We start from the raw sequence: 22011 nt of genomic DNA, 5'->3' as shown, positions 1-22011 counted from the left end.
AAGGAAGCATGACCGCCACGAACACCACGTCCAGCGCCCCCACCGCCTTCCGTCCCTTCACCGCCTCGCCGGAGCTGGAGGCGAACCTGCAGAAGGTCCTCGTCGACCTCGTCGCCCTGCACCTCGAGGGCAAGCAGTTCCACTGGAACGTCGTCGGCGCCAACTTCCGCGACCTGCACCTGCAGCTCGACGAGATCGTCGACGTCGCGCGCGAGCACAGCGACACCGTCGCCGAGCGCATGCGCGCCCTCTACGCCGTGCCGGACGGCAGCCCGCGGACCGTCGCCGAGACGACCTCGCTGCCGCGCCAGCTGACCGGCGAGCAGGACACCACCGCGGTCGTCAACGCGATGACCGAGCTGCTCTACCGCACCGCGGCCACCGCGCGCGAGGTGCACGACGCCGTCGACGCCGAGGACCCCTCGACCGCCGACCTGCTCCACACCGTGATCGTCGACCTGGAGAAGCAGGCCTGGATGCTCAGCTCGGAGAACCGGCGCGCCTGAGCGACCCGGGCGTGACGGGCGGCTGCGGCCGGATTCCCTCGGGGGTCCGGCCGCGTCCCGTTCTCGGGGCCGTCCGTAACGTCCGTGCCGCCCGGACCGTGCTCCCCGAGAGATCGGAACGGGGTGGTTCACGTGGTGTTCGGACGGCGCAGGCGCGGGGCGGCGGTGGAGATCCGCACGGACCGGGAGGTGTACCGGCCCGGCGACACGATCCGGGCGCGGGTGCGCCTGACCCCGGGCACCGACCTGCCCGACCCCGAGATCGCCGTGGCGCTGCTGCACGCCGACAGCATCAGCCAGAGCGGGAACAGCTGGACGGACTCGTGGGCCGTCGACGGCCGGTACGTGTTCCGGGGCCGGCCGCTGCGGGCCGGCGAGGCCGTCGAGGTCGAGGTGGACCTGCGGGTCCCCGACCGCAGCGTGCCCTTCCCCGACACCGACGACGACCCGCTCGTCGACGACCCCGAGGACTACCGCTACGAGATCCTCCGCTCGGAGGCCTGGGGCGCGCCGACGAGCATCGGCAAGGCGCTCCGCTCCGAGTGGTTCGTGCAGGTCGTCGCGCCCGGCACCGACGAGCGCGCCGCCGTCACCGTGCTCGCGGTGGGCGCCCCGGCCGAGGCCACGACCGAACCGCGGGGCGACTCGGACCGGCTCGCCCGGATCACGATCGACGGGCTGCCGCACCGGTCGGTCCCGGCCGGCGCCACGGTGACCGGCCGACTGCGCGTCGACGCCCGCACCGAGCTCGACGCCCGGGCCCTGCGGGTGGACCTGATGCTGGTCGAGACGCAGGAGGACCGGGTACTGACCGCGGAGCGCAAGGCGGGCACGACCGTGTCCGGGCCGTTGCAGCTGCGCCCGGGCGCACCCGTCGACCTGCCCTTCTCGCTCACCCTGCCCCCCGACCTGACGCCCTCGATCACCACCGAGTCGTGGGCGATCAGCTGGATCCTGTTCGGCGTCGTCGACCTGCCGCGACGGGAGGACGCCGTCGGCAAGCGGGTGCTGGCGGTGCACGACCCGCGCGCCTGACCCACTCGATCGGGTGACGCCCGGCGCCGCTGGAAACGACACCCGCCCCGCTCCCGATCTTCCCCGCGGACGGCGCACGTGAGGGAGATCGGCAGTGCAGGTTCGGGACGGATCCGGGGCGCTCGGTGAGATGGCGGGGACGACGGCCCGGGTGCCCGCACCGCGGGAGCCCGCGAGCGGACCGATCCGGGTCCGCCGGACCCCCGGGCCGGCGGAGGCCGCCCTCGGCGGGCTCACGCTCGCGCTGCTGCTGGCGCTCGCCTGGACCGTGGTCACCTATCCCTTCCGCGGTGACCAGGCGATCTTCTCGCTGATCGGGCGGCAGGTCCTGCACGGCGAGACGCTCTACACCGACCTGTGGGACGTCAAGCAGCCCGGCGTCTTCCTCTGGTACGGCTTGGCCGACGCGCTCGGGCTCGGCGAGGTGGGCGCGCGCCTGCTCGACGTGCTCGCCGCCGTCGCGTTCGGCGCGTGCGTGTGGGCGCTGTTGCGCCGCCGGACGGCCACGCGCCGGGTGCGCCGCTGGCTGCCGGCCCTGGCGACCGGCGTCCTCCTGGCCTCCGCCGGCCCGGGCGACTTCGGGCAGCTGGAGATGCTGTGCCTGGTGCCGGCGGTCGGGGCGTTCGCCCTGGTCGCCGCGGATCCCGACCGGACCCCGGGGTGGCGCCGGATCGTGGGCGGCGCGGTGTGCGTCGGTGTGGTCGGGGTGTTCAAGCTGCCGCTGGCCGCGGTGACCGGGCTCGCACTACTGGTGTTCGTGGTGCTGCGGCTGCGCGGGCGCGCCCGGGTCCTCGCCCTGCCGGTGGTCGTGGGCGCGGCCCTCGTGCCGCTGCTGGTGGTGCTGGCCTGGCTGGCGGCCCGCGGCGCCGGCGGCGCGGCCCTGCGGGTCTGGCTGCTCGACGCCGTGGAGATGGGTGCCGCGCACGGCTCCCGCTCCCTCGCCCGCCTGCTGGAGGGCCTCGGCCGGTACCTCCTGTGGACCGCGCCGGTCGTGCTGCTCGCGGCCCGGCGGGGTGTGGGCGCGTTCCGCCGCCGGGACGCCCTCGACCTGGCGATGGTCGCCTTCGCGGTGCTGCACGTGCTGTCCGTCGCGGGCCAGTTCGGCTGGTGGTACCAGTGGTACTTCCTGTCCGCGCCGCTGGTCGTGCTCGCCCTGCGCGGGCTCGACGACCTCGCGCCGCGGCTCGCCCGTGGCCCCCGGCCGGGGCGGGCGATCGCGCTGCTCGCCGTCGCCTGCCTGCCGCTGCTCGCGCACGCCGCGAGCTGGACGGGCCCGGCCGTGCTCGACGGCGGCGGGTTCACCGCCGCGAGCCGGGCCCGGATCGACGAGCGCGTGGCGGGCTACGACACGATCCGCGCCGAGATCGCGGCCGCCGGTGTCCGGCCCGCGGACAGCCTCTTCGTGCTCGGCGACCCGCTCTACCACCTGCTCGCCGGCAAGCCGCTGGTGGTGCGCACCAACGGCTGGGACTACGACCTGATGGCCGACCGGCAGTGGCGGGAGATGGCCGGCGAGGTCGCGACCGCGCGCCCGAGCGTCGTGCTGGTCGACGACCAGGCCGCGGACTGGCTCGCCGAGCGCGGCCCGGACCTGCGCGCCGTGCTGGCCCGGGACTACACGCCGGTCCGCGGCGCCGCCGAGGGCACCTGGTACCGCCTGCGCTGACGGCCCCCTACGGCCGGCGCACGAGCGCCGCGACCTGCTCGGGGACGGGCGGCGCGCCGAGCCGGTTGTCGACGACGCGGTGCGGCACGGGCGGCGGCTTGTCCGGGCGCATGCGGGCCACGAAGGCGTCGAAGTCCGCGAGCTTGCCCGTGTCCCGCGCCGATCCGCGCCGCTCCAGCCGGTGGCGGAGGGTGGCGCGGTCCGAGCGCACCCAGACCAGCCGCACGTCCTGCCCGCCGAGCTCGGCGACCCACCGGCGCCAGCGGTCCGGGTCGCGGATCTGCCCGGTGAAGGGGCCGGACAGCAGCACGGGGCAGCCGTGTCCGCGGATCTCCCGGGTGGTGGCGGTGAGACCGGCGTACTCGTGGACCTTGACGTGCGCGTCGTACCAGGGGCCCTCGCGCTCGCCGGGCGGACGGCCCGCGACGGCGAGGGTCGCGGCCACGAAGTCCCCGTAGACGGTGTCCTTGTCCAGCAACGCGGGCACGGGGTCGAGGGCGGCGAGCAGGGCCTCCGCGACGGTCGTCTTGCCCGCGCCGGGTGCCCCGGCGACCACCCAGACCGGCGCGATCCTCCCGTCCACGGGTCCACCGTGCACGATCGACGCCGGTCGGGCCAGGATCACCCCGTGTCCCGCGACCCGATCGGCCCGGCCACCGTGCCCGGCGCCTTCGACGACCACGCCGCCTCGTACGACCGGCTCGTCGGCCGCAACCCCGGCTACCACGAGCACCTGCGGCTGTCGGCCCGCCGGCTCACCCGATGGTCGGCTCCGGAGGCTCCGCCCCGGAGCGCAACCGGGCCGCGGCTGCTGGACCTGGGCTGCGGCACGGGCGCCTCGACGGCCGCGCTGCTGGCCGCCGCGCCGGAGGCCGAGATCGTCGCCGTGGACGGGTCGGCGGAGATGATCGCCGAGGCGCGGCGCAAGGACTGGCCGGAGCGGGTGACCTTCGTGCACTCCCGGCTGGAGGACCTGCCCGCGACCGGGATCACCGGCCCGTTCGACGGGATCCTCGCCGCCTACCTCGTGCGCAACCTGACCGACCGGGACGCCGGCCTGCGGGCGATGCGCGACCTGCTCGCCCCCGGCGCACCGATCGCGGTGCACGAGTACTCCGTGCGGGACAGCCTGCGCGCGCGGGCGATCTGGACCGCGGTCTCCTGGGGGATCATCATCCCGCTGGGTCGCCGGGTCACTGGCCGGGCCGACCTCTACCGCTACCTGTGGCGCAGCGTCCTCGACTTCGACGGTGCCGGGCGGCTCGCCGCGCGGATGCGCGCAGCCGGGTTCGCCGACGTCCGCGTGGAGCCGATGACGGGCTGGCAGCGCGACGTCGTGCACACCTTCCTCGGGCGGCGCCCGGCCTGACCGAACCCGCCCGGTCGGTCCTTCCCGGGGCGGCGCCCGGCCCGACCCTCACGCCCGGTCGGTGATCGCCTCCCCGCCCTCGGCGTGCGAGGCGCAGTGGGCGCAGCAGAAGAACTTGCCCCCGGCCTGCACACCGTGCCCGATGATCTTGCAGCCGCAGTGCTCGCACACCGGGGCCATCCGGTGGATCGCGCACTCGAAGCTGTCGAACACGTGCACCGCGCCCTGGGCGTGCACCTCGAACGCCATGTCGTAGTCGTTGCCGCAGACCTCACACTCGGCCACCAGGCGCTCCTCTCCTCGGCGGAGCCGTCGCCTACCCGCTCAGGCGGAAGGGATTCGGGTGCGTCCCGTGTGGTTAGGTGCTGCGGGAAACGGTCACGGGAGGTGGCGATGGCGCAGGCGAGCGGCGGGCGCGTGCAGCACCTGCTGCGCAGCGAGGACAAGGTGCTGCGGCGGTGGGTCGAGGCGGCCGAGGCGCCGCTGCGCGGCCGGTTGACGACCGGTGAGCTCGAGCGGACCTGCTCGGACCTGCTCGGCGTGCTGGTCGAGGCGGCCGGCACCGGGCTCGACGTGCGGTCCGACGCCTACGCCGGCGCCCGCGGCTTCCTGACCGAGCTCTCCCGGGAGTGGGCGCGCCGCGGCTTCAGCCCGAGCGAGACGGCGTCGGCGGTGTTCGCGCTCAAGGAGGCCCTGTTCGCCGCCGCCGACGAGGACGGGGAGACCGGCGACACCCTCGGCACCGTGGTCGAGGCCTCCCGCTGGGTCGACGCGCTGGGCCTGGTCACGTTCGAGAGCTTCGCCCGCGCCCGCGAGCAGGTCATCAGCGAGCAGGCCGAGCAGCTGCTGGAGCTGACGACACCGGTGGTGAAGCTGTGGGAGGGCGTGGTCGCCGTCCCGCTCATCGGCACGCTGGACTCCGCGCGCACCCAGATCGTGATGGAGAAGCTGCTGCAGACCCTGGTCGACACCGGCTCCGAGCACGCCATCATCGACATCACCGGCGTCCCCGCCGTCGACACCGAGGTCGCGCAGCACCTGCTCAAGACCGTCGTGGCCGCCCGGCTGATGGGCGCGGAGTGCACGATCTCGGGCATCCGGCCGCAGATCGCGCAGACGATCGTGACCCTCGGCATCGAGTTCGGCGACATCACCACCAAGTCGAGCCTGGCCGACGCGCTGCTGCACGCCATGCGCGGCACCGGCGTCGAGGTCGTGCGCCGCGCCGGGGGCCGCTGACCGTGGAACGGGTGCCGGTCCTGTCCCTGGGCGACGCGCTGCTCGTGTCGATCCAGATCGACCTCCAGGACAACACCGTCCTCGCGCTGCAGGAGGACCTGGCCGAGCGGATCGTCGCCACCGGCGCGCGCGGCGTGCTCATCGACATCTCCGCGGTCGACATCGTCGACTCCTTCATCGGCCGCATGTTCGCCTCGATCGCCGCGCTGTCCCGGCTGCTCGACGCCGAGACCGTCGTCGTCGGGATGCGGCCGGCCGTGGCGATCACGCTCGTCGAGCTGGGCCTCTCGCTCGAGGGTGTCCGCACGGCGCTCGACGTCGAGCGGGGGATGAAGATCCTGCGCGCGCTGTCCGGCGGGCGCGACCTGCCGGTGGCCGGGGAGGCGGACGGCACCGTCCCCGTCGCGGAGGGCGGCGGCCCGGCCGCCGGGCCGTGACCACCTCCACCGGTGTCGAGGAGCTGCCGGTCCGCAGCGGCGACGACGTCGTCCGGGTCCGGCAGCTGGTCCGGGCGCGCGCCCAGGAGGTCCGGCTGTCGCTGGTCGACCAGACCAAGCTCGTCACGGCGGCCAGCGAGCTGGCCCGCAACACGCTCGTGCACGGCGGCTCGGGCACGGCCACGGTGGAGACGGTGCACCGCGACGGGCGGGCCGGGATCCGGGCGGTGTTCGCCGACCAGGGCCCGGGGATCCCGGACGTCGACCAGGCGCTGACCCCCGGGTGGACCAGCGGGTCCGGGCTCGGGCTCGGCCTGTCCGGCGCCCGCAAGCTCGTCGACGAGTTCGAGATCGACACCGCCGTCGGCCGCGGCACGACCGTCACCGTGGTGAAGTGGACGCGGTGATCCCGCCCCGGGTCGAGGACGTCGCCTGGCTGCCGCTCGACGACCCGAGCGGGCCCGGCGCCGCGCGACGGGCGGCGGAGAAGATCGCCGAGCAGCTCGGCTTCCCGCAGCAGCGGGTGGCGGAGGTCGGCCTGGCCGTCACCGAGATCGGGACGAACGTGCTGCGGCACGCCGGCGGCGGGGCGATGCTGCTGCGCGCGGTGCACGAGGACCGGACCGGCGGCCTGGAGGCGGTGGCGGTCGACTCGGGGCCCGGGATGAGCGACGTGCCCGCCTCCAGCCGGGACGGGCACTCCACCCGGGGCGGCCTGGGCGTCGGGCTCGGCACGATCGGGCGGCTCGTCGACGACCTCGACATCGGTTCGCGGCCCGGGCGGGGCACCGTGCTCCTCGCCCGGTTCCGGGCGACGCGCGGGGCCGCGCCGTCCGGGCCGAACGCCGCGGGGATCACCCGCGCGTTGTCCGGCGAGCAGCTCTGCGGCGATGCCTACGCCCTGCGCGGGGAGGGCTCGCGGCTCTGGCTGATGCTCTGCGACGGCGCCGGGCACGGCCCGCTCGCGGCGGCCGCGGCCCGGGAGGCGGTGCGCGCCTTCACCGAGCCCGACCGGCCGCCGGCGAGCCCGGTCGACGCGCTCCGGGCGATCCACGGGGCCATGTCCGGCACCCGCGGCGGCGCGGTCGCGGTGGCCGAACTGGACCCCGGCGCCGGACTCGTGCGGTTCGCGGGGATCGGCAACGTGGCCGGCGCGGTCGTGAGCGGCACGACCAAGCGCAGCATGATCTCGGTCGGCGGGATCGCCGGCTACCGCGTCCCGACGCTGCGGGCCCACGACTACTCCCTGCCCGCCGACGGCGTCGTGGTCCTGCACTCGGACGGCGTCCGGCCGCGCTGGCGCGCGGAGGACCTGGTCTCGCTCCCGGGGCGGTCCCCGGTCGTCGTCGCCGCCGCGCTGCTGCGCGACGAGGGTGTGCGCCAGGACGACGCCTCCGTCCTGGTCGGCCGTGCGCCCGGGGCCGACCGGTGACGCGCGGGCGGGGCGAGGTGTTCCGGCTGCGGGTGCGCGGCGAGCAGGACGTGTTCGTCGCACGGCAACGGGGCCGCGAGGTCGCGGCGCTGGCCGGGCTCGAGCACCAGGACCAGATCCGGGTCGCCACCGCGCTCAGCGAGCTGAGCCGCGAGCTCGCCACCCTGCCGGGCGAGGTCACGATCACGATGTCGCTCGGCGCGGAGCCCGCTCCCGCGCTGGTGCTCACCGCGGAGTGGTCCGGCGGCGGCGGGCACCCCGAGGACCTCGAGGGCGTGCGCGCCGCCGCCCGGCTGACGGACGGCTGCGTGGTGAGCCGCGAGGGCACCGGCGCCTCGGTGCGGCTCACCAAGCGGCTGCCGCCGGGCAGCGCGGTCGACCCCGACCAGGCCGAGCGCATCCGCACGGCGGTCCGTGAGTCGAGCCCGGCCCATCCGCTCGCCACGCTGCGCAGCCAGAACCAGGACCTCCTCGAGGCGCTGGAGAGCCTGCAGGCGCGGCAGGAGGACCTGCTGCGGGTCAACGCCGAGCTCGAGGAGACCAACCGCGGGGTGCTGGCCCTGCACGCGGAGCTCTCCGAGGAGCTGGAGGAGACCAACCGCGGGGTCGTCGCCCTCTACGCGGAGCTCGACGACGCCTCCACCCGGCTGCGCGAGGCCAGCGAGGCGAAGACCCGCTTCTGGGCGAACGTGAGCCACGAGCTGCGGACCCCGCTCAACTCGGTGCTCGGCATCTCGCGGCTGTTGCTCGACCCGGCGGGCGGCGGCACGCTGGACCCCGAGCAGCGCCACCAGGTCGAGCTCATTCGCGACGCTGGCGCCATGCTGTTGTCGCTGGTCAACGAGCTGCTCGACGTGGCCAAGGCCGAGTCGGGCCAGCTCGCCGCCACGATCGTGCCGACGGACCTCGGTTCGGTCCTCGACGAGCTGCGCGCCACGCTGCGCCCGGTCGCCGGGGCCGAGGTGGAGCTCGTCGTGGAGCCGCCGGCGATCGACGTCGTGTGGACCGACCCGGTGCTGCTCGGCAGGATCCTGCGCAACCTGGTGAGCAACGGCCTGAAGTTCACCGAGCAGGGCGAGGTGCGGGTGCGGGTGCGGGCGGGCCTGGCCGCGGACGGCGGGGAGGTGGAGATCCGGGTGAGCGACACCGGCATCGGCATCCCCGCCGAGCACCAGCAGCGGGTGTTCGAGGAGTTCTACCAGGTCCGCGGGCACCTGCAGGCCGCCAGCGGCGGCACCGGTCTGGGCCTGCCCTACTCGCGCCGGCTGGCGGCGATCCTCGGCGGCTCGCTGGAGCTGGACAGCGAGCCGGGGCGGGGCACCACGTTGACGCTCCGCCTGCCCGCGCGGCCCGCCGCCGGGACCGCCGAGGGCGTCGTCCCGCTCGGGCGGGTGCTGCTCGTCGACGACGACCCCGCGGTGCGGGCCCTGCTGCGGCGGATGGTGGAGGGGCTCGACGGCGTGGTGATCGAGGCCGACTCGGGCCCGGCCGCGCAACGCGCGCTGCGGGCGGAGGTCCCCGACCTCGTGCTGCTGGACCTGGACATCCCCGCCCCGACCGGCGGTGAGGTCCTCGCCGGGATGCGCGCGGACGCCACGCTCGCCGCCGTTCCCGTCGTGGTGGTCACCGCCGCGCGGCTCACCGAGGAGCGGCGACGCGAGCTGGGCCGCACCGCCGCCGTCGTCGACAAGGCGCAGCTGTCCGGGCCGGTGCTGGTCGCGGCCGTCGGCGCGGCCCGCGACCTGGTCGGGCGGGCCGGATGAGCAGCCCGGAGGCGACCGTCGAGGTGGTCGACGGCACCACGATCCTCGTGGTCGACGACAACGCCGGGAACCGGTACGTCGCCGCCAGCTGGCTCCGCCGCGCCGGCTACCGCGTGGTGGAGGCGGCGACCGGGACCGAGGCGCTGGACCGGGTGGCGCGGGACCCGATCGACGTCGTGCTGCTCGACGTCGGGCTGCCGGACATGAGCGGGTTCGAGGTGTGCGAGCGGATCAAGTCCGATCCCGTGCTCAGCCGCCCGGTGATCCACCTGTCCGCCACCGCGATCCGGGGCCAGGACCGGGCCCAGGGGCTCACCCGCGGCGCCGACGCCTACCTCGTCGAGCCGGTGGAGCCGGACGAGCTGCGGGCCACCGTCTGGTCGGTGCTGCGCTACCACCGCGCCCGGGCGGCGGCGGAGCGGCTGGCCGCCCGGCTCGCCGGGCTGAGCCGCGCGACCATGGCGATGAACGCCGCCGTCGACTTCGACGAACTGGCCACCACCATCGCGTCGGGCGCGGCGGCGCTGGCCGAGGTCCCGGCCGCGGCCCTGGTCGCGGCGTCGGACCGGACCGTGCGCCGCGCCGTCGTCGACCCGGCCGATCCGGACGACACGCCGCGCTGCGACTCGGTGCCGCCGCGGCTGCTCGACCGGCTCGCCGGCGGGCCCTCCGACGGGCCGGTGACCGTGGCGTGGGCGGAGGCGACGGGGGACGACGAGGCGGACTCGCCGGCGTCGGCCCTGCGGTCCGGGTTCCGCAGCGGCCGGGTGGCGATCGTGCTGCGGACGCCCGGGCTCGGCGCCGAGCTGCGGGACCTGCTCGTCCAGCTGAGCAACGCGGCGGCGCTCGCCGTCGACTCGCTGCAGCTCTACGTCGAGGAGCACACCCTCGCCCTCACCCTGCAGCGCGCCTTCCTGCCCAGCCGCCCGCTCGCCCCCGACGGGGTGGAGGTCGCGGTGCGCTACGTGCCGGCGGCGCAGAACACCGAGATCGGCGGGGACTTCTACGAGGTCGTCGAGCTGGGTGAGGGGCGGCTGCTGCTCGCGATCGGCGACGTCTCCGGCCACTCCATCCACGCGGCCACCGTGATGGTCGAGCTGCGGCACGCGCTGCGCGCCTACGCCGTCGAGGGGCACGGGCCGTCCGCGATCCTGAACCGGCTCGAGGACATGCTGCGCCGGTACCACCCGCGCGAGTTCGCGACGGTCTGCGTGATGGTGCTCGACACCGCGCAGGACGTCGTCACCGTCGCCAACGCCGGGCACCTCGCGCCGCTGCTCGCCTCGCCCGAGGGCACCGTCCCGCTCGCCGCGCGCGGGCCGATGCTGGGTCTGCGCCGCCCGCACGAGGCCGACTCGGTGCTCGCCCTGCCCCCGCGCTGGACGTTGGTGCTCTACACCGACGGTCTGGTGGAGAAACGGGGCGTGGATCTCGACGCGGCCCTGGAGGAGCTGCGGGCCGCCGTCTCGGTCCACCCGGCGCCCGAGGAGCTGGGCGACGAGCTGCTGGAGCGGTTCGCCGGTGTCCGGGAGGACGACATCGCGCTGCTGATCCTGCGCGGCGACGCCGTCACCTGACCAGGCGCCACCAGAGGGAGACGGTGGTCCCGCCGGGCCCGCGGTCGATCTCGGCGTGGTCGCTCAGGTTCGTGATCATCGCCAGGCCCCGGCCGCGGTGCCCCGGGTCCTCCGGGATGGGGCGCCAGCGGCCCACGTCCCGCACGACGACCAGGACGCAGCCGTCGGCGGTGCACACCGCGCCGAGGTCGACCGGGCGCTCGCCGTCGGAGTAGGCGTGCTCCGCGGCGTTGACCATGGCCTCGTAGACGGCGAGGAGCAGGTCCTCGACGGTCTCCTCGTCGAGCCCGGTCGCCGCGGCCCAGGTCCCCAGCTCCCGGCGCACCGCCGCCAGCCGGACGGCCTCGCCGGGGAACCGGTGCTCGAGCAGCGGGCCGTCCGGGGCGGGCTCCCGGCTCCAGGCCTGCGCGTCCGGCGGGTCGCCGACGGGCTGCGTTCCGGACCGGACCGGGACCGCCACCATCAGGCGTCCCCGAGCGCGGCGGCCCGCGAGGGATAGAGCGCCAGCGTCCGGTCCATGCCCGTGATCTGCAGGGGGCGCAGCACCCGCCGCGAGTCCGCGACCACCCGCAGCGCGATGCCGCGGTCCTCCGCGCCGCGCTGGGCGAGGGCGACCGCGGTCAGCCCGACGGAGGTGAAGAAGTCGACGCCGGTGAGGTCGAGGACGAGGACGGCCGGCTGCGCCTCGAGCTCGGCCAGCAGGGCCTCGTCCAGCCCGGCGGCGGTGACGAGGTCGATCTCGCCGGCGATCGTGACGACGGTGGTGCGGTCCAGGTGCTCGACGCGAACCGTCAGGGCGTCCTCGACGTCCGATCCCGGGCGTAGCAGGTGGTTGATCTCGGCCGTGCCCGAGGTGCGCCGTACCTGCATCGTCCGCCCTTCACCCGCTCCGCGACCGCGGAACGATCCTGCCGGTGCCCGGCGCCGTGCGCGGCACCGGCGGGCGCGCGGGAGGTGAACCCGGTCCCCTTCTCCGGACGAGGAGGCTACGCGGCCCTCCTGCTCCCCACCAGCGGAAGCAGAGGGGTTCAGGATCTCTCGCCGCCTCGACGCCGTCCGCCGCCCCGTCGGGTGCGGTGCCGTACCGTCGGCACGGCAGGTCGTCCGAGCGAGCCGGTGGGCCATGATCGAAGCAGACGCGGGACCCGACACACAATCTCGCGCTCCTGCGGGAGGAGTTGGGAGCCGACGCCCGTCACGTGCGCCTGCTCGACATGAGCGAGGTGGGGCGCAATCCGGGCCGGATCCTTCCGGAGGTGCTGTACCGCGCGGTCGACGACAGCCCGCCGGGTCGGCACGTCCGGATCGTGGGCGAGCCGATCTGGCCCGGGCGCACGCCGCTGGAGTACCCGGCCTGCCTGCAGCACGAGGCGCTCATCAACCTCGCCTTCCGCGGACGGCGGGTGACCGTGCTCTGCCCGAACGACCTCAGGGGGCTGCCGGCCGAGGTCCTGGGGGACGCCGAGCGCACCCATCCGGTCCTCGTCGAGCGCGACGGCACGCGCCCCGCGCCGCGTTCACCCCGGACGCGGTGCTCGTCGAGACGAACCATGAGCTGCCCGAGGCGCACGGCTACGCCGAGTTCCCGTTCGATCGCACGCGCCTCGGCCGGGCGCGCGCCTTCGCCGCCGGGCAGGCGGCGCGGGCCGGGCTCGATGAGGATCGTTGCGAGGACTTCCTGCTCGCCATCGGTGAGCTGGCCGCCAACAGCATCCGGCACGGCGGCGGCTCCGGACGGCTGCGGGTGTGGACGGAGGACGGTTACCTCGTGGGGGAGATGCACGACGCGGGCCGGCTCGAGGACCCGCTCACGGGGCGGCGCCGCCCCGCCGACTCCCAGCTCAGCGGACGGGGTCTGCCGATGGTGCAGCACCTCGCCGACCTCGTCCGGACCCACACCGGTCGGGGCGGCACCACGACGCGCGTCCATCTGCGACGGTGACGCGGACGAGGTCGGCCTGCGCCGGGCCCGCCCGCGTCCAGGTCGAGCCCTTCCGTGGAGCGGAGACGATGACATGATGCCCCCTGTGGACGTCCGGACGCGGAACAACGTGGTGGTGAGGGGCGCGGAGGATGGTCCCCTGCTCCTGCTCGCCCACGGCTTCGGCTGTGACCAGCACATGTGGCGGCTGGTCGAGCCGCTGCTCGCCCCGAGCTGCCGGCTCGTCCTGTTCGACGGCGTCGGAGCCGGTGGGTCGGACCCGGCCGCGTGGGACCCCCGGAAGTACTCCTCGCTCGAGGGCTACGCCTCCGACGTGCTCGACATCTGCCGTGAGCTGGACCTGCGCGACGTCGTGTTCGTCGGGCACTCGGTCGCGGCGCTGGTCGGGGTGTTGGCGGCCAACCGCGAGCCGGCGCGTTTCTCGAAGCTGGTCCTCGTCACGCCCTCGCCCCGCTACCTCGACGCCGACGGCTACCGGGGCGGCTTCAGCGCCGCCGACATCGACGAGCTGCTGGAGTCCCTCGACAGCAACTACCTCGGATGGTCGGCGACGACGGCGCCGCTGATCATGGGTAACCCGGACCGCCCCGAGCTGGGCGAGGAGCTGACGAACAGCTTCTGCCGCATGGCACCCGAAGTCGCGCGCGTCTTCGCCCGGACCACGTTCCTCTCCGACAACCGGACCGATCTCGACGCCGTCACCCTGCCCACCCTCGTGCTGCAGTGCCGGGAGGACGTGATCGCCCCGCCGGAGGTGGGGGCCTACGTCCACGAGCACATCGCCGGCAGCCGCCTCGTCACCCTCGACGCCATCGGTCACTGCCCGCAGCTGAGCGCCCCCGAGCAGACCGCGGCGGCGATCCTCTCCTTCTTGCGGCCCGCATGATCCTCCCGCCCGCCTCGCGTACGGTCTCGTCGCCGGGTCGGCCTGGCGCGGCCTGCTGACGATGGCGGACTCCGCGGTGCGCGACGACGACACGGAGGACCTGTACGACCACGCGCCCTGCGGCTACCTCTCGACCGGGCCCGACGGCACCGTCGTCCGGGTCAACCGGACCTTGGCCGAGTGGCTCGGCCGCCCGCGCGAGCAGATCGTGGGCACGCGCTTCGTGGACCTGCTCACCGTGGGCGGACGGCTCTACCACGAGACCCACTTCGCCCCGTTGCTCTCCATGCAGGGCAGCGTCGGCAGCATCGCCACCGAGATGCGTCGAGCGGACGGCACCCGGATGCCCGTCCTGCTCTCCTCGGTCCTCCGCCGGGACGCCGACGGGCGCCCGGCGCTGGTCCGCACGATCGTCTTCGAGGCGGGCGACCGCCGCCGGTACGAACGCGAGCTGCTGGCCGCACGACGGGAGGCCGAACGGGACCGGGATCGTGTGCAGCGGCTCGCCTCGGTGCTCCAGCGCACGCTCCTGCCCCCCGCGCTGGCCGACGTCCCCGGGCTCGAGACCGCCGCCTACTACCGGGCGGGCGCGCACGGGGAGGTCGGCGGCGATTTCTACGACCTGTTCCCGCTGCACGGCCACCGGTGGGGTTTCTTCCTCGGCGACGTCTGCGGGAAGGGCCCCGGCGCCGCGGCCCTGACCTCGCTCACGCGGTACACGCTGCGCTCGGCCGCCGTCCACGACCCCGACCCCGGCAGTGTGCTCGACACCCTCAACGCCGTGCTCGCCCAGGAGCGTTCGATCGACACACCCGCCCTGTGCACCACCGTGTTCGGCCTGCTCGTGCCGGTTCCGGGAGGATTCCGCCTGGAGCTGGGCGCCGCGGGACACCCGCCCCCGCTGCTGCTGCGGGCCGACGGCACGGCCGGCTACGTCGACGACCTCGAGGGCGGCCTGCTGCTCGGCGCCGTCGAGCACGCGCGCGCTGCCACCACCACCGTGCACCTCGATCCCGGGGACACCCTCCTGCTCTATACCGACGGTCTCCCCGAGGCACGGCTCGGATCCGGGGTGGACCGCTTCGACGAGGGTCGCCTCCACGACTTCGCCTCCACGTTGGCACCGATCTCGGCGAAGGGGGCGGTTCACGCCGTCGAGGAACTGCTCGCGGGGTTCGGCGGACTCGACGACGACGTCGCCCTGCTCGCCCTCGGCGTCCCGGAGGCCCGTTGAGGTCGAGCGGGCTCCGCGACGAGGTGCGGGAGATCCGCAGAACGGCCCTGCTGGCGAGACCGACCCGGCGGTCGGAGGTCTGTGCCGTCACCCTGACCTGCGCGAGGTCTTGTCACGGGAGGTCGTCGCTTCCACCATGGACGCCGGGGCACGGCCGCTCGGCCGGACGTCCGGGAGGGGGCACGCACGTGCGGAACCTGGGAGTGCTCGTCGGATTCGCGCCCTGGATCGTGTTCACGGTGCTCTGCAGTCCGAGCACGTGGGAGTGGGCCACACTGACCGCGCTGCTCGTGGCGGTGATCCTCGTCGTCCCGGACTGGGTCCGGTACCGCGAGGTCGGCCTGCTCGACGCGGTGAGCATCGTCTTCTTCGGGGTCCTCGCCCTCCTGGCCCTCGTCCTCGACCGGGACGGGCTCATCTGGGTGGAGGACCGGGCGCAGCTGCTGTCCAGCGCCGCCCTGTTCCTGGTGTCGGCGGCGTCCCTGGCGGTCCGCCGGCCGTTCACCGAGTACTACGCGCGCCGCTCGGTGCCGAAGGAGTACTGGACCAGCCCGCTCTTCCGGCGGGTCAACGTCGCGATCACCGCGGTCTGGACCGTGGTCTTCCTGCTCAACGCGCTCTGCGACCTGCTGGTCGTCGCGATGCCCGGCACCTCCACCGCGTTCAACTGGATCGTGCCGGTGCTGCTCCTCGTGGCTGCGATCAAGTTCACGATCTGGTACCCCGAGCACGCGCGGCAGCAGGAGCGGGGCGGGCGCCCGAGCCCGGCCGCCGAGGCGGGCACGGCGGACTCGGCGGGCAGGGCGGACACCGGCTCGTGACGCCTGTGCGCCGGCCCGCCTCGGCGGCGTCAGTCCGTGAGCAGCAGGGTGTAGAGGCGGGCGATGAGCCCGTCCTCGACCAGGGCGATGTCCATGCCCCGCACGACCGGGGCCCCGCCCGCCGGACCGAAGTTCCAGGCGAGGTGGCCGAGGTCGGCGGCGACGCGGACCGGCCCATCCGGTGTGAACGCGAAGTCCGGGGCCTCGTCGAGGAGCTTCTGCGCCTTCGCGTCGAGCGCCTCGTGCCCGGTGAGGGTCTCCTCGGGGTCGGAGAACTCGACGCCGGGCGCATAGGTCCGGGCGATGACCGCCCTCCTCCGCTCGGGGTCGCGCTCGTTGAAGACCTCTTCCAGGTTCGCCTTCATCAGTTCCGCGATCGTCGCCACCGCACGCCCTCTCGTCCGCCCGCCCGGTCGATCAACGTAGGAGCGCGGTTGCTGAGCGGTCAACCACCCTCGCCGGTCCACCTCGTCCGATGACTCGGGGAGGGCACGGACAGCCCGTCGCCGCTCAGGAGGCCTCGGTCACGGGCTGCCGGAGGATGGTGCGCAGTGTCGAGGGGTCGGCGCGGCGTGGATCGCCGAGGTAGATCTCGTGGTGCCTGCCGGCCATGGTGAGGCCGTGCCGCGGGATGAACTCGTGGTGCATGCGGCGCAGCAGGTCGGCCTCGTCGTCGTACGCGCCGACGTGGAGTGCCTGGACGCAGCGTCCCTCCGCCAAGGTCTCCAGGCGGACGTCCTCCAACCGCGCGGGGGCCCGTTTCGAGCGGACCTTCTCGACGGCGGCGTCGAACATCCCGGTCGTCGTCCAGCCGGGCACCATGATCATCAGGGTCCAGCTCCACCGGGACTTGTCCCGGGCCGTGGTGAAGGCCGCCATGTCGTCGGACCACCACAGGCCCTCCAGCGGCATGACGACGTAGTCGCGGCCGAGCTCCTTCTTGCTGGCGAACTTGAGCGTGTACGCGAGGGGGTAGAGCGAGGCGACGGCGGCCTCGTACACCGGCGTGTTCGGGTCGCCGTGCCCGTCGATCATGAGGTACTGCAGGTCCGGCACGTCCAGGACCTCCGGCGAGTCGCGCCTGGCCCGGTAGCACGGCAGCTCCCGCTTCAGGTCCAGCTTGGTCGGCACGGGCCCTCCCGACGAGTGTCGATCACGTCGGGAGGGTCCCGCACCCGGTCCGCGCTGTCACGGGGGATGTCGTCGCCCGCGCACCTTCCTGGGCGGTGGAGCGAGGCCGCGGCCGCCGCGATCTCACACCGCGGGAGCACGCAGGACGACGACGGACCGGGGCCCCACGGTGAGGGCGTCGCCCGTCGCCCGCTTGCCGTGCCGCTCGGTCTCCGCGGGCGCGAAGGTGTCGATCTCGGGCTGCCAGACCTGGCCGTCGCGGGTGGGCGGGACCGTGAACGGCACGGGCTCCCACCAGGCGTTGACCAGGACGAGGAAGTCGTCGTCGAGCTGCGCGCGACCCGCGGCGTCGCGGTCCGGGGCGTCCCGGCCGTCGAGGTAGATCGCGACGGCGTGGGCGGTCGGGTCGGCCCACTCGGCGCCGGTGAGGATCGTGCCGGCGGGGGTGTACCAGCGGAGGTTGCGCCAGTCGACGCCGGACAGGAAGCGGCGCCGGCGGAACACCGGATGGGACCGCCGCAGCGCGATCACCCGGCGGGTGAAGGCGAGCAGCTCCTCGTCGACGTGCGCCCAGTCGAACCAGGTCAGCTCGTCGTCCTGGCAGTACGCGTTGTTGTTGCCGCGCTGGGTGCGGCCGAGCTCGTCGCCGCCGAGCAGCATGGGGACGCCGAAGGAGAGCAGCAGCGTGGTCAGCAGGGCGCGCTGCTGGCGGCCGCGCAGCGCGCGCACCTCCGCGTCCTCGGTGGGTCCCTCGTGGCCGCAGTTCCACGAGCGGTTGTCGTCCGTCCCGTCCCGGTTGCCGTCGCCGTTGGCCTCGTTGTGCTTGCGGTCGTAGCTCACCAGGTCGGCGAGGGTGAACCCGTCGTGCGCGGTGACGAAGTTGACCGAGGCGGTGGGCCGGCGGCCGCGGCCGCCGTAGAGGTCGGCGGAGCCGGCGAAGCGGGTCGCGAACTCGCCCAGCAGCCCGTCGTGGCTGCGCCAGAAGTCCCGGACGGTGTCGCGGTAGCGGCCGTTCCACTCCCGCCAGAGCGGCGGGAACCGGCCGAGGTCGTAGCTGTCCGCGCGCCCGACGTCCCACGGCTCGGCGATCAGCTTCGCGCGCGACACCACCGGGTCCTGCGCGACCAGGTCGAAGAACGCGGCGAGGCGGTCGAACCCGCCGTCGTCACGGGCGAGGGTGGGGGCCAGGTCGAAGCGGAAGCCGTCGACGCCCAGCACGGTCGTCCAGTACCGCAACGAGTCCATGATCAGCTGCAGGGTGAACGGATCGGCCGTGTCGAGCGAGTTGCCGCAGCCGGTGGTGTCGAGGTAGCGGCGCGGATCGGCGGGGTCGAGCCGGTAGTAGCCCGCGTTGTCGAGGCCGCGGTGGCACAGGGTCGGGCCGTGCGGATCGCCCTCGCCGGTGTGGTTGAAGACGACGTCGAGCACGACCTCCAGACCGGCCCGGTGCACGGCGTCCACCATGGCCCGGAACTCCGCGACCTCACCGCCGGGGCGCCCGCCGCGGACCTCGGCGGAGTAGCCGGGGTGCGGGGCGAAGTAGCCGATCGTGTTGTAGCCCCAGTAGTTGGTGAGGCCCCGGTCCGGCAGGAACGCCTCGGACACGTGATGGTGCACCGGCAGCAGCTCCACCGTCGTCACGCCCAGGCCGACGAGGTGGGCGAGGGCGGCGTCGTGGGCCAGACCGGCGTACGTGCCGCGCAGCTCGGGCGGGACCCCGGGGTGGGTCGCGGTGAAGCCCTTGACGTGCACCTCGTAGATCACCGTGTCGGCGTAGGAGTACCGCGGTGCCGGGCTCGAGGTGGCCGCGGGGGCAGCGACGACGAGGCCGCGCGGGACGTGCGCGGCCGAATCCAGCGCGCTCGGCCGCCCGGGATCGTCCGGGTCGTGCCCGAGCACCTCCGGTCCGAAGCGCACCTCGCCGGCGACCGCCCGCGCGTAGGGGTCGAGCAGCAGTTTCGCCGGGTTGTAGCGCAGGCCGCGGGCGGGCTCGTACGGCCCGTGGGCCCGGTAGCCGTACGCCTGCCCGGGCCCGACACCCGGCACGAAGCCGTGCCAGACGCCGGCGTCGTACTCGGGCAGGTCGAGCCGCTGTTCGTCGGTCCCGTCGAACAGGCACAGCTCCACGCGCTCCGCCCGCGAGGCCACCGCGAAGTTCGTGCCGCCGTCGCGCACGGTCGCGCCGAGCGGGGCGAGGGTGCCGGGCAGCACGGTGCGCGCGGGCGCGCTCACCAGTCCGGTCCCTGCTCGCGCAGCCTGCGCAGGACGTGCCCGACGGGGTCCACCGCGCCGTGCCGGCGGCGGATCACGTCGGCGACCAGCCCCGTCCAGCCGGTCTGGTGCGACGCACCGAGCCCCGCGCCGTCGTCGCCGTGGAAGTACTCGTTGAACAGCAGGTTGTCCTTCCACCGCGGGTCGCGCTGCAGCCGCTCGACCCCGCCGAAGCAGGGCCGCCGCCCGTGGTCCCCGACCAGGAACAACGACACCAGCCGCTCCCACAGATCCGCGACGACCTCGTCGAGCCGCAGCCGCTTGCCGGAGCCGGTCGGGTACTCGACCGTGTGGTCGTCGCCGAAGAAGCGGTGGTAGCGCTCGAGCGAGGTCACGACGAGATGGTTGACCGGGAACCAGACGGGGCCGCGCCAGTTGGAGTTGCCGCCGAACATCGCGACGGTCGACTCGGCCGGCTCGTAGTCGATCTCGGCGTGCAGGCCGGGTGCGTCGAGCACGTACGGGTGGTCGCGGTGGTAGGCGGAGACCGAGCGCAGGCCGTGGGGCGAGAGGAACTCCGCCGGGTCGAACAGCTGGGCGAGCAGGCGTTCCAGCTTGTCCACACCGACCACGCCGAGCAGCAGCTGACGGTTCCCGGGGCCGCCGCGCAGCAGCCCGCGCGCGGCGAGCTTCTCCTCGTCGTCGAGGCCCTCCGGGTCGAGGAGCCGGGCGACGTGCTTGCCCCCGGCAGCCGCACGCGACAGGGTCGTCTCGTCGGCGACCCCGGCGGCGAGCATCGGGATCACGCCGACCATGGAGCGCACCGCCACGGGCACGACGGTGCCGTCGGGCGCCACGAGACGGTCGGCGAACAGCCCGGTCTCCGGGTCCCACAACCCCTCCGACTCCACCGCGTCGCGGATGGCGGCGAGGTGCTCCAGGAACTTGCGGACCAGGTCGTCCGCGGGCCGGCCGGCGTTGCGCAGCACGGCCGCGATGACCCCCATGGCCAGCGCGTAGGCGGCCATCCAGCCGGTCGCGTCGGACTGCTCGAGCAGGTAGCCCGGCGGCAGGTGCGAGCGGTCGATCGGGCCGATGTTGTCCAGGCCGAGGAAGCCGCCCTCGAAGACGTCGGAGCCGTCCGAGTCCTGCAGGTTGACCCACCAGGTGAAGTTGAGCAGGAGCTTGTCGAAGACCCGGGACAGGAAGTCGATGTCGCGGGCCCCGTCGAGGGCGAACACCTCGAGCGCGGCCCACGCCTGCACGGGCGGGTTGACGTCCCCGAAGTCCCACTCGTAGGCGGGCAGCGCGCCGTTCGGGTGCTGGAACCACTCGCGGCACACCAGCAGCAGCTGGTACTTCGCGAAGGCCGGGTCGACGTGCGCCAGCGCCACGCAGTGGAAGGCGAGGTCCCAGGAGGCGAACCAGGGGTACTCCCACTTGTCCGGCATCGACATCACGTCGAAGGAGTTGAAGGTCCGCCACCGGGCGTTGCGCCCGTGCTCCCGGGAGGCGGGCGGCCGCGGCTGGCCCGGGTCGCCGGCGAGCCAGCGGGCCACGTCGTAGAAGTAGAACTGCTTGCTCCACAGCAGCCCGGCGAAGGCCTGCCGCATCACGTTCGCCTCGTCGGCCGAGGCCGCCGCCGGCGTCAGCTCGGCGTAGAACTCGTCCGCCTCCGCGCGCCGCCGGTCGCGGACCCGCGTGAAATCCGCGCCCAGGTCGCCCGGCCGGTCCTCGGGGCGCAGCCGCAGGCGGAGCTCCACCGTGGCGCCGGGGTCGACCGCCACGCGGTACCGCACCGCGCACTTGGTCCCGGTGCCCTCCGGGTTCACCGTGGCCGCGCCGTGGACGACGTGGTCGTTGATCCCGTCCTTCGGGTACCGGGGACCGGGGTTCCCGTACAGCCGCTGCAGGTTGGTCTCGTTGTCGCAGAACAACAACTCGGGCGCCGCGCCGTCCGGTCCGGGGGCCGCGGCCAGCTCCAGGTCCCCGAGGAAGGGGTGCGGCACCGCGACCGTCGCCGGGCCGCTCGCCCACATCGCCGGCACCGTGGCGGCCGGGTCCCAGGACCAGGTGTTGCGGAACCAGAGCGTGGGCAGGACGTGCAGCGCGGCCCGCTCCGGGCCGGCGTTGGTGACCTCCACGGTCACCAGCAGGTCGTCCGGGTCGGCCTTGGCGTAGTGCACCTCGACCACCCAGTAGCGGTCGTCGTCGAAGACGCCGGTGTCGAGCAGCTCGTACTCCGGGTCCCGACGGCCGCGCGCCCCGTTCGTCGTCACGAGGTCCTCGTAGGGGAAGGCGCGCTGGGGGTAGTGGTAGCGCCAGCGGTTCCACGCGTGGGAGGGGACCGCGTCGAGGTACCACCAGTACTCCTTGGCGTCCTCACCGTGGTTCCCCTCGGGACCGGTCAGCCCGAAGAGGCGCTCCTTGAGGATCGGGTCCTGCCCGTTCCACAGCGCCAGGCCGAGGCAGAGCCGCTGCTCGACGTCCGAGAAGCCGGCCAGGCCGTCCTCGCCCCAGCGGTAGGCCTGGGACCGGGCCCGGTCGTGCGGCAGGTAGGACCAGGCCTCCCGTCGGGGCTGTAGTCCTCGCGAACCGTCCCCCACTGCCGTTCGCTGAGGTACGGCCCCCAGCGGTACCACGGGTCGCCCGACCGCAGCCCCTCGTCGAGGCTCTCGAACCCCCGCACCCGCTCGCTCTCCGCGCCCACCACGCCTCCCGGTCGCCGTCGTCGCCCGGCGCGGAGTCTCCGGCCCGCGGGC

22 protein-coding genes and 1 pseudogene are annotated in these 22011 nt (G+C 74.5%); 15 read left to right on the top strand and 8 right to left on the bottom strand.

Going from position 1 to position 22011, the window contains the following annotated elements:
- Positions 1-8 precede the first annotated feature (8 nt).
- From ACFQH9_RS16300 to ACFQH9_RS16290, 3 genes are all read left to right on the top strand, one after another.
- Positions 9-506, top strand: coding sequence for a Dps family protein (locus ACFQH9_RS16300; protein ID WP_379566977.1), 498 nt, complete (start codon positions 9-11; stop codon positions 504-506).
- 132 nt (positions 507-638) lie between these two features.
- A complete protein-coding gene (locus ACFQH9_RS16295; protein ID WP_379566976.1) occupies positions 639-1541 on the top strand; it encodes a hypothetical protein in 903 nt (300 codons plus the stop codon).
- A gap of 130 nt (positions 1542-1671) precedes the next feature.
- Positions 1672-3207 (top strand): hypothetical protein, encoded by a 1536-nt coding sequence (locus tag ACFQH9_RS16290; RefSeq protein WP_379566975.1) that lies wholly within the window; start codon positions 1672-1674, stop codon positions 3205-3207.
- Between the two features lie 7 nt (positions 3208-3214).
- Here ACFQH9_RS16290 and ACFQH9_RS16285 read toward each other — a convergent pair whose 3' ends face one another.
- Positions 3215-3790 carry a P-loop nucleotide/nucleoside kinase family protein gene (locus ACFQH9_RS16285; protein ID WP_379566974.1) on the bottom strand — a complete coding sequence of 192 codons (576 nt, stop codon included), beginning with the start codon at positions 3788-3790 and terminating at the stop codon, positions 3215-3217.
- Between the two features lie 45 nt (positions 3791-3835).
- On the opposite strand from ACFQH9_RS16285, the gene ACFQH9_RS16280 reads away from it, so the two are divergent.
- Positions 3836-4576, top strand: coding sequence for a class I SAM-dependent methyltransferase (locus ACFQH9_RS16280; protein ID WP_379566973.1), 741 nt, complete (start codon positions 3836-3838; stop codon positions 4574-4576).
- Positions 4577-4624: 48 nt separating this feature from the next.
- Here ACFQH9_RS16280 and ACFQH9_RS16275 read toward each other — a convergent pair whose 3' ends face one another.
- Entirely contained in the window at positions 4625-4861 is a 237-nt protein-coding gene (locus ACFQH9_RS16275; protein WP_379566972.1) for a hypothetical protein, read from the bottom strand.
- A 108-nt stretch (positions 4862-4969) separates the two neighbouring features.
- Here ACFQH9_RS16275 and ACFQH9_RS16270 point away from each other — a divergent pair, with 108 nt between their 5' ends.
- From ACFQH9_RS16270 to ACFQH9_RS16245, 6 genes are read left to right on the top strand one after another with little or no spacing between them, the layout of a single operon-like run.
- A complete protein-coding gene (locus ACFQH9_RS16270; RefSeq protein WP_379566971.1) occupies positions 4970-5815 on the top strand; it encodes an STAS domain-containing protein in 846 nt (281 codons plus the stop codon).
- A gap of 11 nt (positions 5816-5826) precedes the next feature.
- On the top strand, positions 5827-6252 hold the full coding sequence (locus ACFQH9_RS16265; protein ID WP_379566970.1) for an STAS domain-containing protein: 426 nt from the start codon (positions 5827-5829) through the stop codon (positions 6250-6252).
- Positions 6249-6659 (top strand): anti-sigma regulatory factor, encoded by a 411-nt coding sequence (locus ACFQH9_RS16260; protein ID WP_379566969.1) that lies wholly within the window; start codon positions 6249-6251, stop codon positions 6657-6659. The genes ACFQH9_RS16265 and ACFQH9_RS16260 overlap by 4 nt, the downstream gene beginning before the upstream one ends.
- Positions 6647-7684 carry an ATP-binding protein gene (locus ACFQH9_RS16255; RefSeq protein ID WP_379566968.1) on the top strand — a complete coding sequence of 346 codons (1038 nt, stop codon included), beginning with the start codon at positions 6647-6649 and terminating at the stop codon, positions 7682-7684. Before ACFQH9_RS16260 ends, ACFQH9_RS16255 begins: the two co-directional genes overlap by 13 nt.
- Positions 7681-9447, top strand: a complete 1767-nt coding sequence (locus ACFQH9_RS16250; protein ID WP_379566967.1) for an ATP-binding protein — start codon at positions 7681-7683, stop codon at positions 9445-9447. Before ACFQH9_RS16255 ends, ACFQH9_RS16250 begins: the two co-directional genes overlap by 4 nt.
- Positions 9444-11024 (top strand): SpoIIE family protein phosphatase, encoded by a 1581-nt coding sequence (locus ACFQH9_RS16245; RefSeq protein WP_379566966.1) that lies wholly within the window; start codon positions 9444-9446, stop codon positions 11022-11024. The genes ACFQH9_RS16250 and ACFQH9_RS16245 overlap by 4 nt, the downstream gene beginning before the upstream one ends.
- Here ACFQH9_RS16245 and ACFQH9_RS16240 read toward each other — a convergent pair.
- Positions 11017-11487, bottom strand: coding sequence for an ATP-binding protein (locus ACFQH9_RS16240; RefSeq protein WP_379566965.1), 471 nt, complete (start codon positions 11485-11487; stop codon positions 11017-11019). The genes ACFQH9_RS16245 and ACFQH9_RS16240 overlap by 8 nt on opposite strands.
- The gene (locus tag ACFQH9_RS16235) at positions 11487-11894 is read right to left on the bottom strand and encodes an STAS domain-containing protein (RefSeq protein ID WP_379566964.1); all 408 of its coding nucleotides are present in this window, start codon (positions 11892-11894) and stop codon (positions 11487-11489) included. Before ACFQH9_RS16235 ends, ACFQH9_RS16240 begins: the two co-directional genes overlap by 1 nt.
- A 293-nt stretch (positions 11895-12187) precedes the next feature.
- On the opposite strand from ACFQH9_RS16235, the pseudogene ACFQH9_RS16230 reads away from it, so the two are divergent.
- The 5 genes and pseudogenes from ACFQH9_RS16230 to ACFQH9_RS16210 all read left to right on the top strand — a co-directional run.
- Positions 12188-12490: pseudogene (locus tag ACFQH9_RS16230) on the top strand (MEDS domain-containing protein); the annotation flags it as partial.
- A 65-nt stretch (positions 12491-12555) separates the two neighbouring features.
- Positions 12556-12966 (top strand): ATP-binding protein, encoded by a 411-nt coding sequence (locus ACFQH9_RS16225; protein WP_379566963.1) that lies wholly within the window; start codon positions 12556-12558, stop codon positions 12964-12966.
- An 85-nt stretch (positions 12967-13051) separates the two neighbouring features.
- Positions 13052-13852 (top strand): alpha/beta fold hydrolase, encoded by an 801-nt coding sequence (locus ACFQH9_RS16220; protein WP_379566962.1) that lies wholly within the window; start codon positions 13052-13054, stop codon positions 13850-13852.
- 61 nt (positions 13853-13913) lie between these two features.
- The gene (locus ACFQH9_RS16215) at positions 13914-15086 is read left to right on the top strand and encodes a PP2C family protein-serine/threonine phosphatase (protein ID WP_379566961.1); all 1173 of its coding nucleotides are present in this window, start codon (positions 13914-13916) and stop codon (positions 15084-15086) included.
- Between the two features lie 188 nt (positions 15087-15274).
- Entirely contained in the window at positions 15275-15907 is a 633-nt protein-coding gene (locus tag ACFQH9_RS16210; protein WP_379566960.1) for a DUF3159 domain-containing protein, read from the top strand.
- A gap of 29 nt (positions 15908-15936) precedes the next feature.
- On the opposite strand, the gene ACFQH9_RS16205 is transcribed toward ACFQH9_RS16210, so the two are convergent.
- The 4 genes from ACFQH9_RS16205 to ACFQH9_RS16190 all read right to left on the bottom strand — a co-directional run bounded on the left by ACFQH9_RS16205 (position 15937) and on the right by ACFQH9_RS16190 (position 21855).
- Positions 15937-16293: a nuclear transport factor 2 family protein gene (locus tag ACFQH9_RS16205; RefSeq protein WP_379566959.1), complete on the bottom strand. Its 357-nt coding sequence runs from the start codon at positions 16291-16293 to the stop codon at positions 15937-15939.
- A 124-nt stretch (positions 16294-16417) separates the two neighbouring features.
- Entirely contained in the window at positions 16418-17038 is a 621-nt protein-coding gene (locus ACFQH9_RS16200) for a GyrI-like domain-containing protein (protein ID WP_379566958.1), read from the bottom strand.
- A 123-nt stretch (positions 17039-17161) separates the two neighbouring features.
- Positions 17162-19270 (bottom strand): glycogen debranching protein GlgX, encoded by a 2109-nt coding sequence (gene glgX, locus ACFQH9_RS16195; RefSeq protein ID WP_379566957.1) that lies wholly within the window; start codon positions 19268-19270, stop codon positions 17162-17164.
- Complete coding sequence (locus tag ACFQH9_RS16190; protein ID WP_379566956.1) at positions 19267-21855, bottom strand: MGH1-like glycoside hydrolase domain-containing protein; 2589 nt, start codon at positions 21853-21855, stop codon at positions 19267-19269. Before ACFQH9_RS16190 ends, glgX begins: the two co-directional genes overlap by 4 nt.
- Positions 21856-22011 lie beyond the last annotated feature (156 nt).

Origin of the sequence: Pseudonocardia lutea (assembly GCF_042658055.1) — a bacterium.
Classification (GTDB): domain Bacteria; phylum Actinomycetota; class Actinomycetes; order Mycobacteriales; family Pseudonocardiaceae; genus Pseudonocardia; species Pseudonocardia lutea.
This window is presented reverse-complemented; position numbering and strand designations above follow the sequence as displayed.

Bases quoted from the DNA above. Each gene is read 5' to 3' on its own strand.
- ACFQH9_RS16270 (WP_379566971.1), top strand. From the start codon at position 4,970: ATGGCGCAGGCGAGCGGCGGGCGCGTGCAGCACCTGCTGCGCAGCGAG.
- ACFQH9_RS16215 (WP_379566961.1), top strand. From the start codon at position 13,914: ATGGCGGACTCCGCGGTGCGCGACGACGACACGGAGGACCTGTACGAC.
- ACFQH9_RS16245 (WP_379566966.1), top strand. From the start codon at position 9,444: ATGAGCAGCCCGGAGGCGACCGTCGAGGTGGTCGACGGCACCACGATC.
- ACFQH9_RS16235 (WP_379566964.1), bottom strand. From the start codon at position 11,894: ATGCAGGTACGGCGCACCTCGGGCACGGCCGAGATCAACCACCTGCTA.
- ACFQH9_RS16290 (WP_379566975.1), top strand. From the start codon at position 1,672: ATGGCGGGGACGACGGCCCGGGTGCCCGCACCGCGGGAGCCCGCGAGC.
- ACFQH9_RS16240 (WP_379566965.1), bottom strand. From the start codon at position 11,487: ATGGTGGCGGTCCCGGTCCGGTCCGGAACGCAGCCCGTCGGCGACCCG.
- ACFQH9_RS16300 (WP_379566977.1), top strand. From the start codon at position 9: ATGACCGCCACGAACACCACGTCCAGCGCCCCCACCGCCTTCCGTCCC.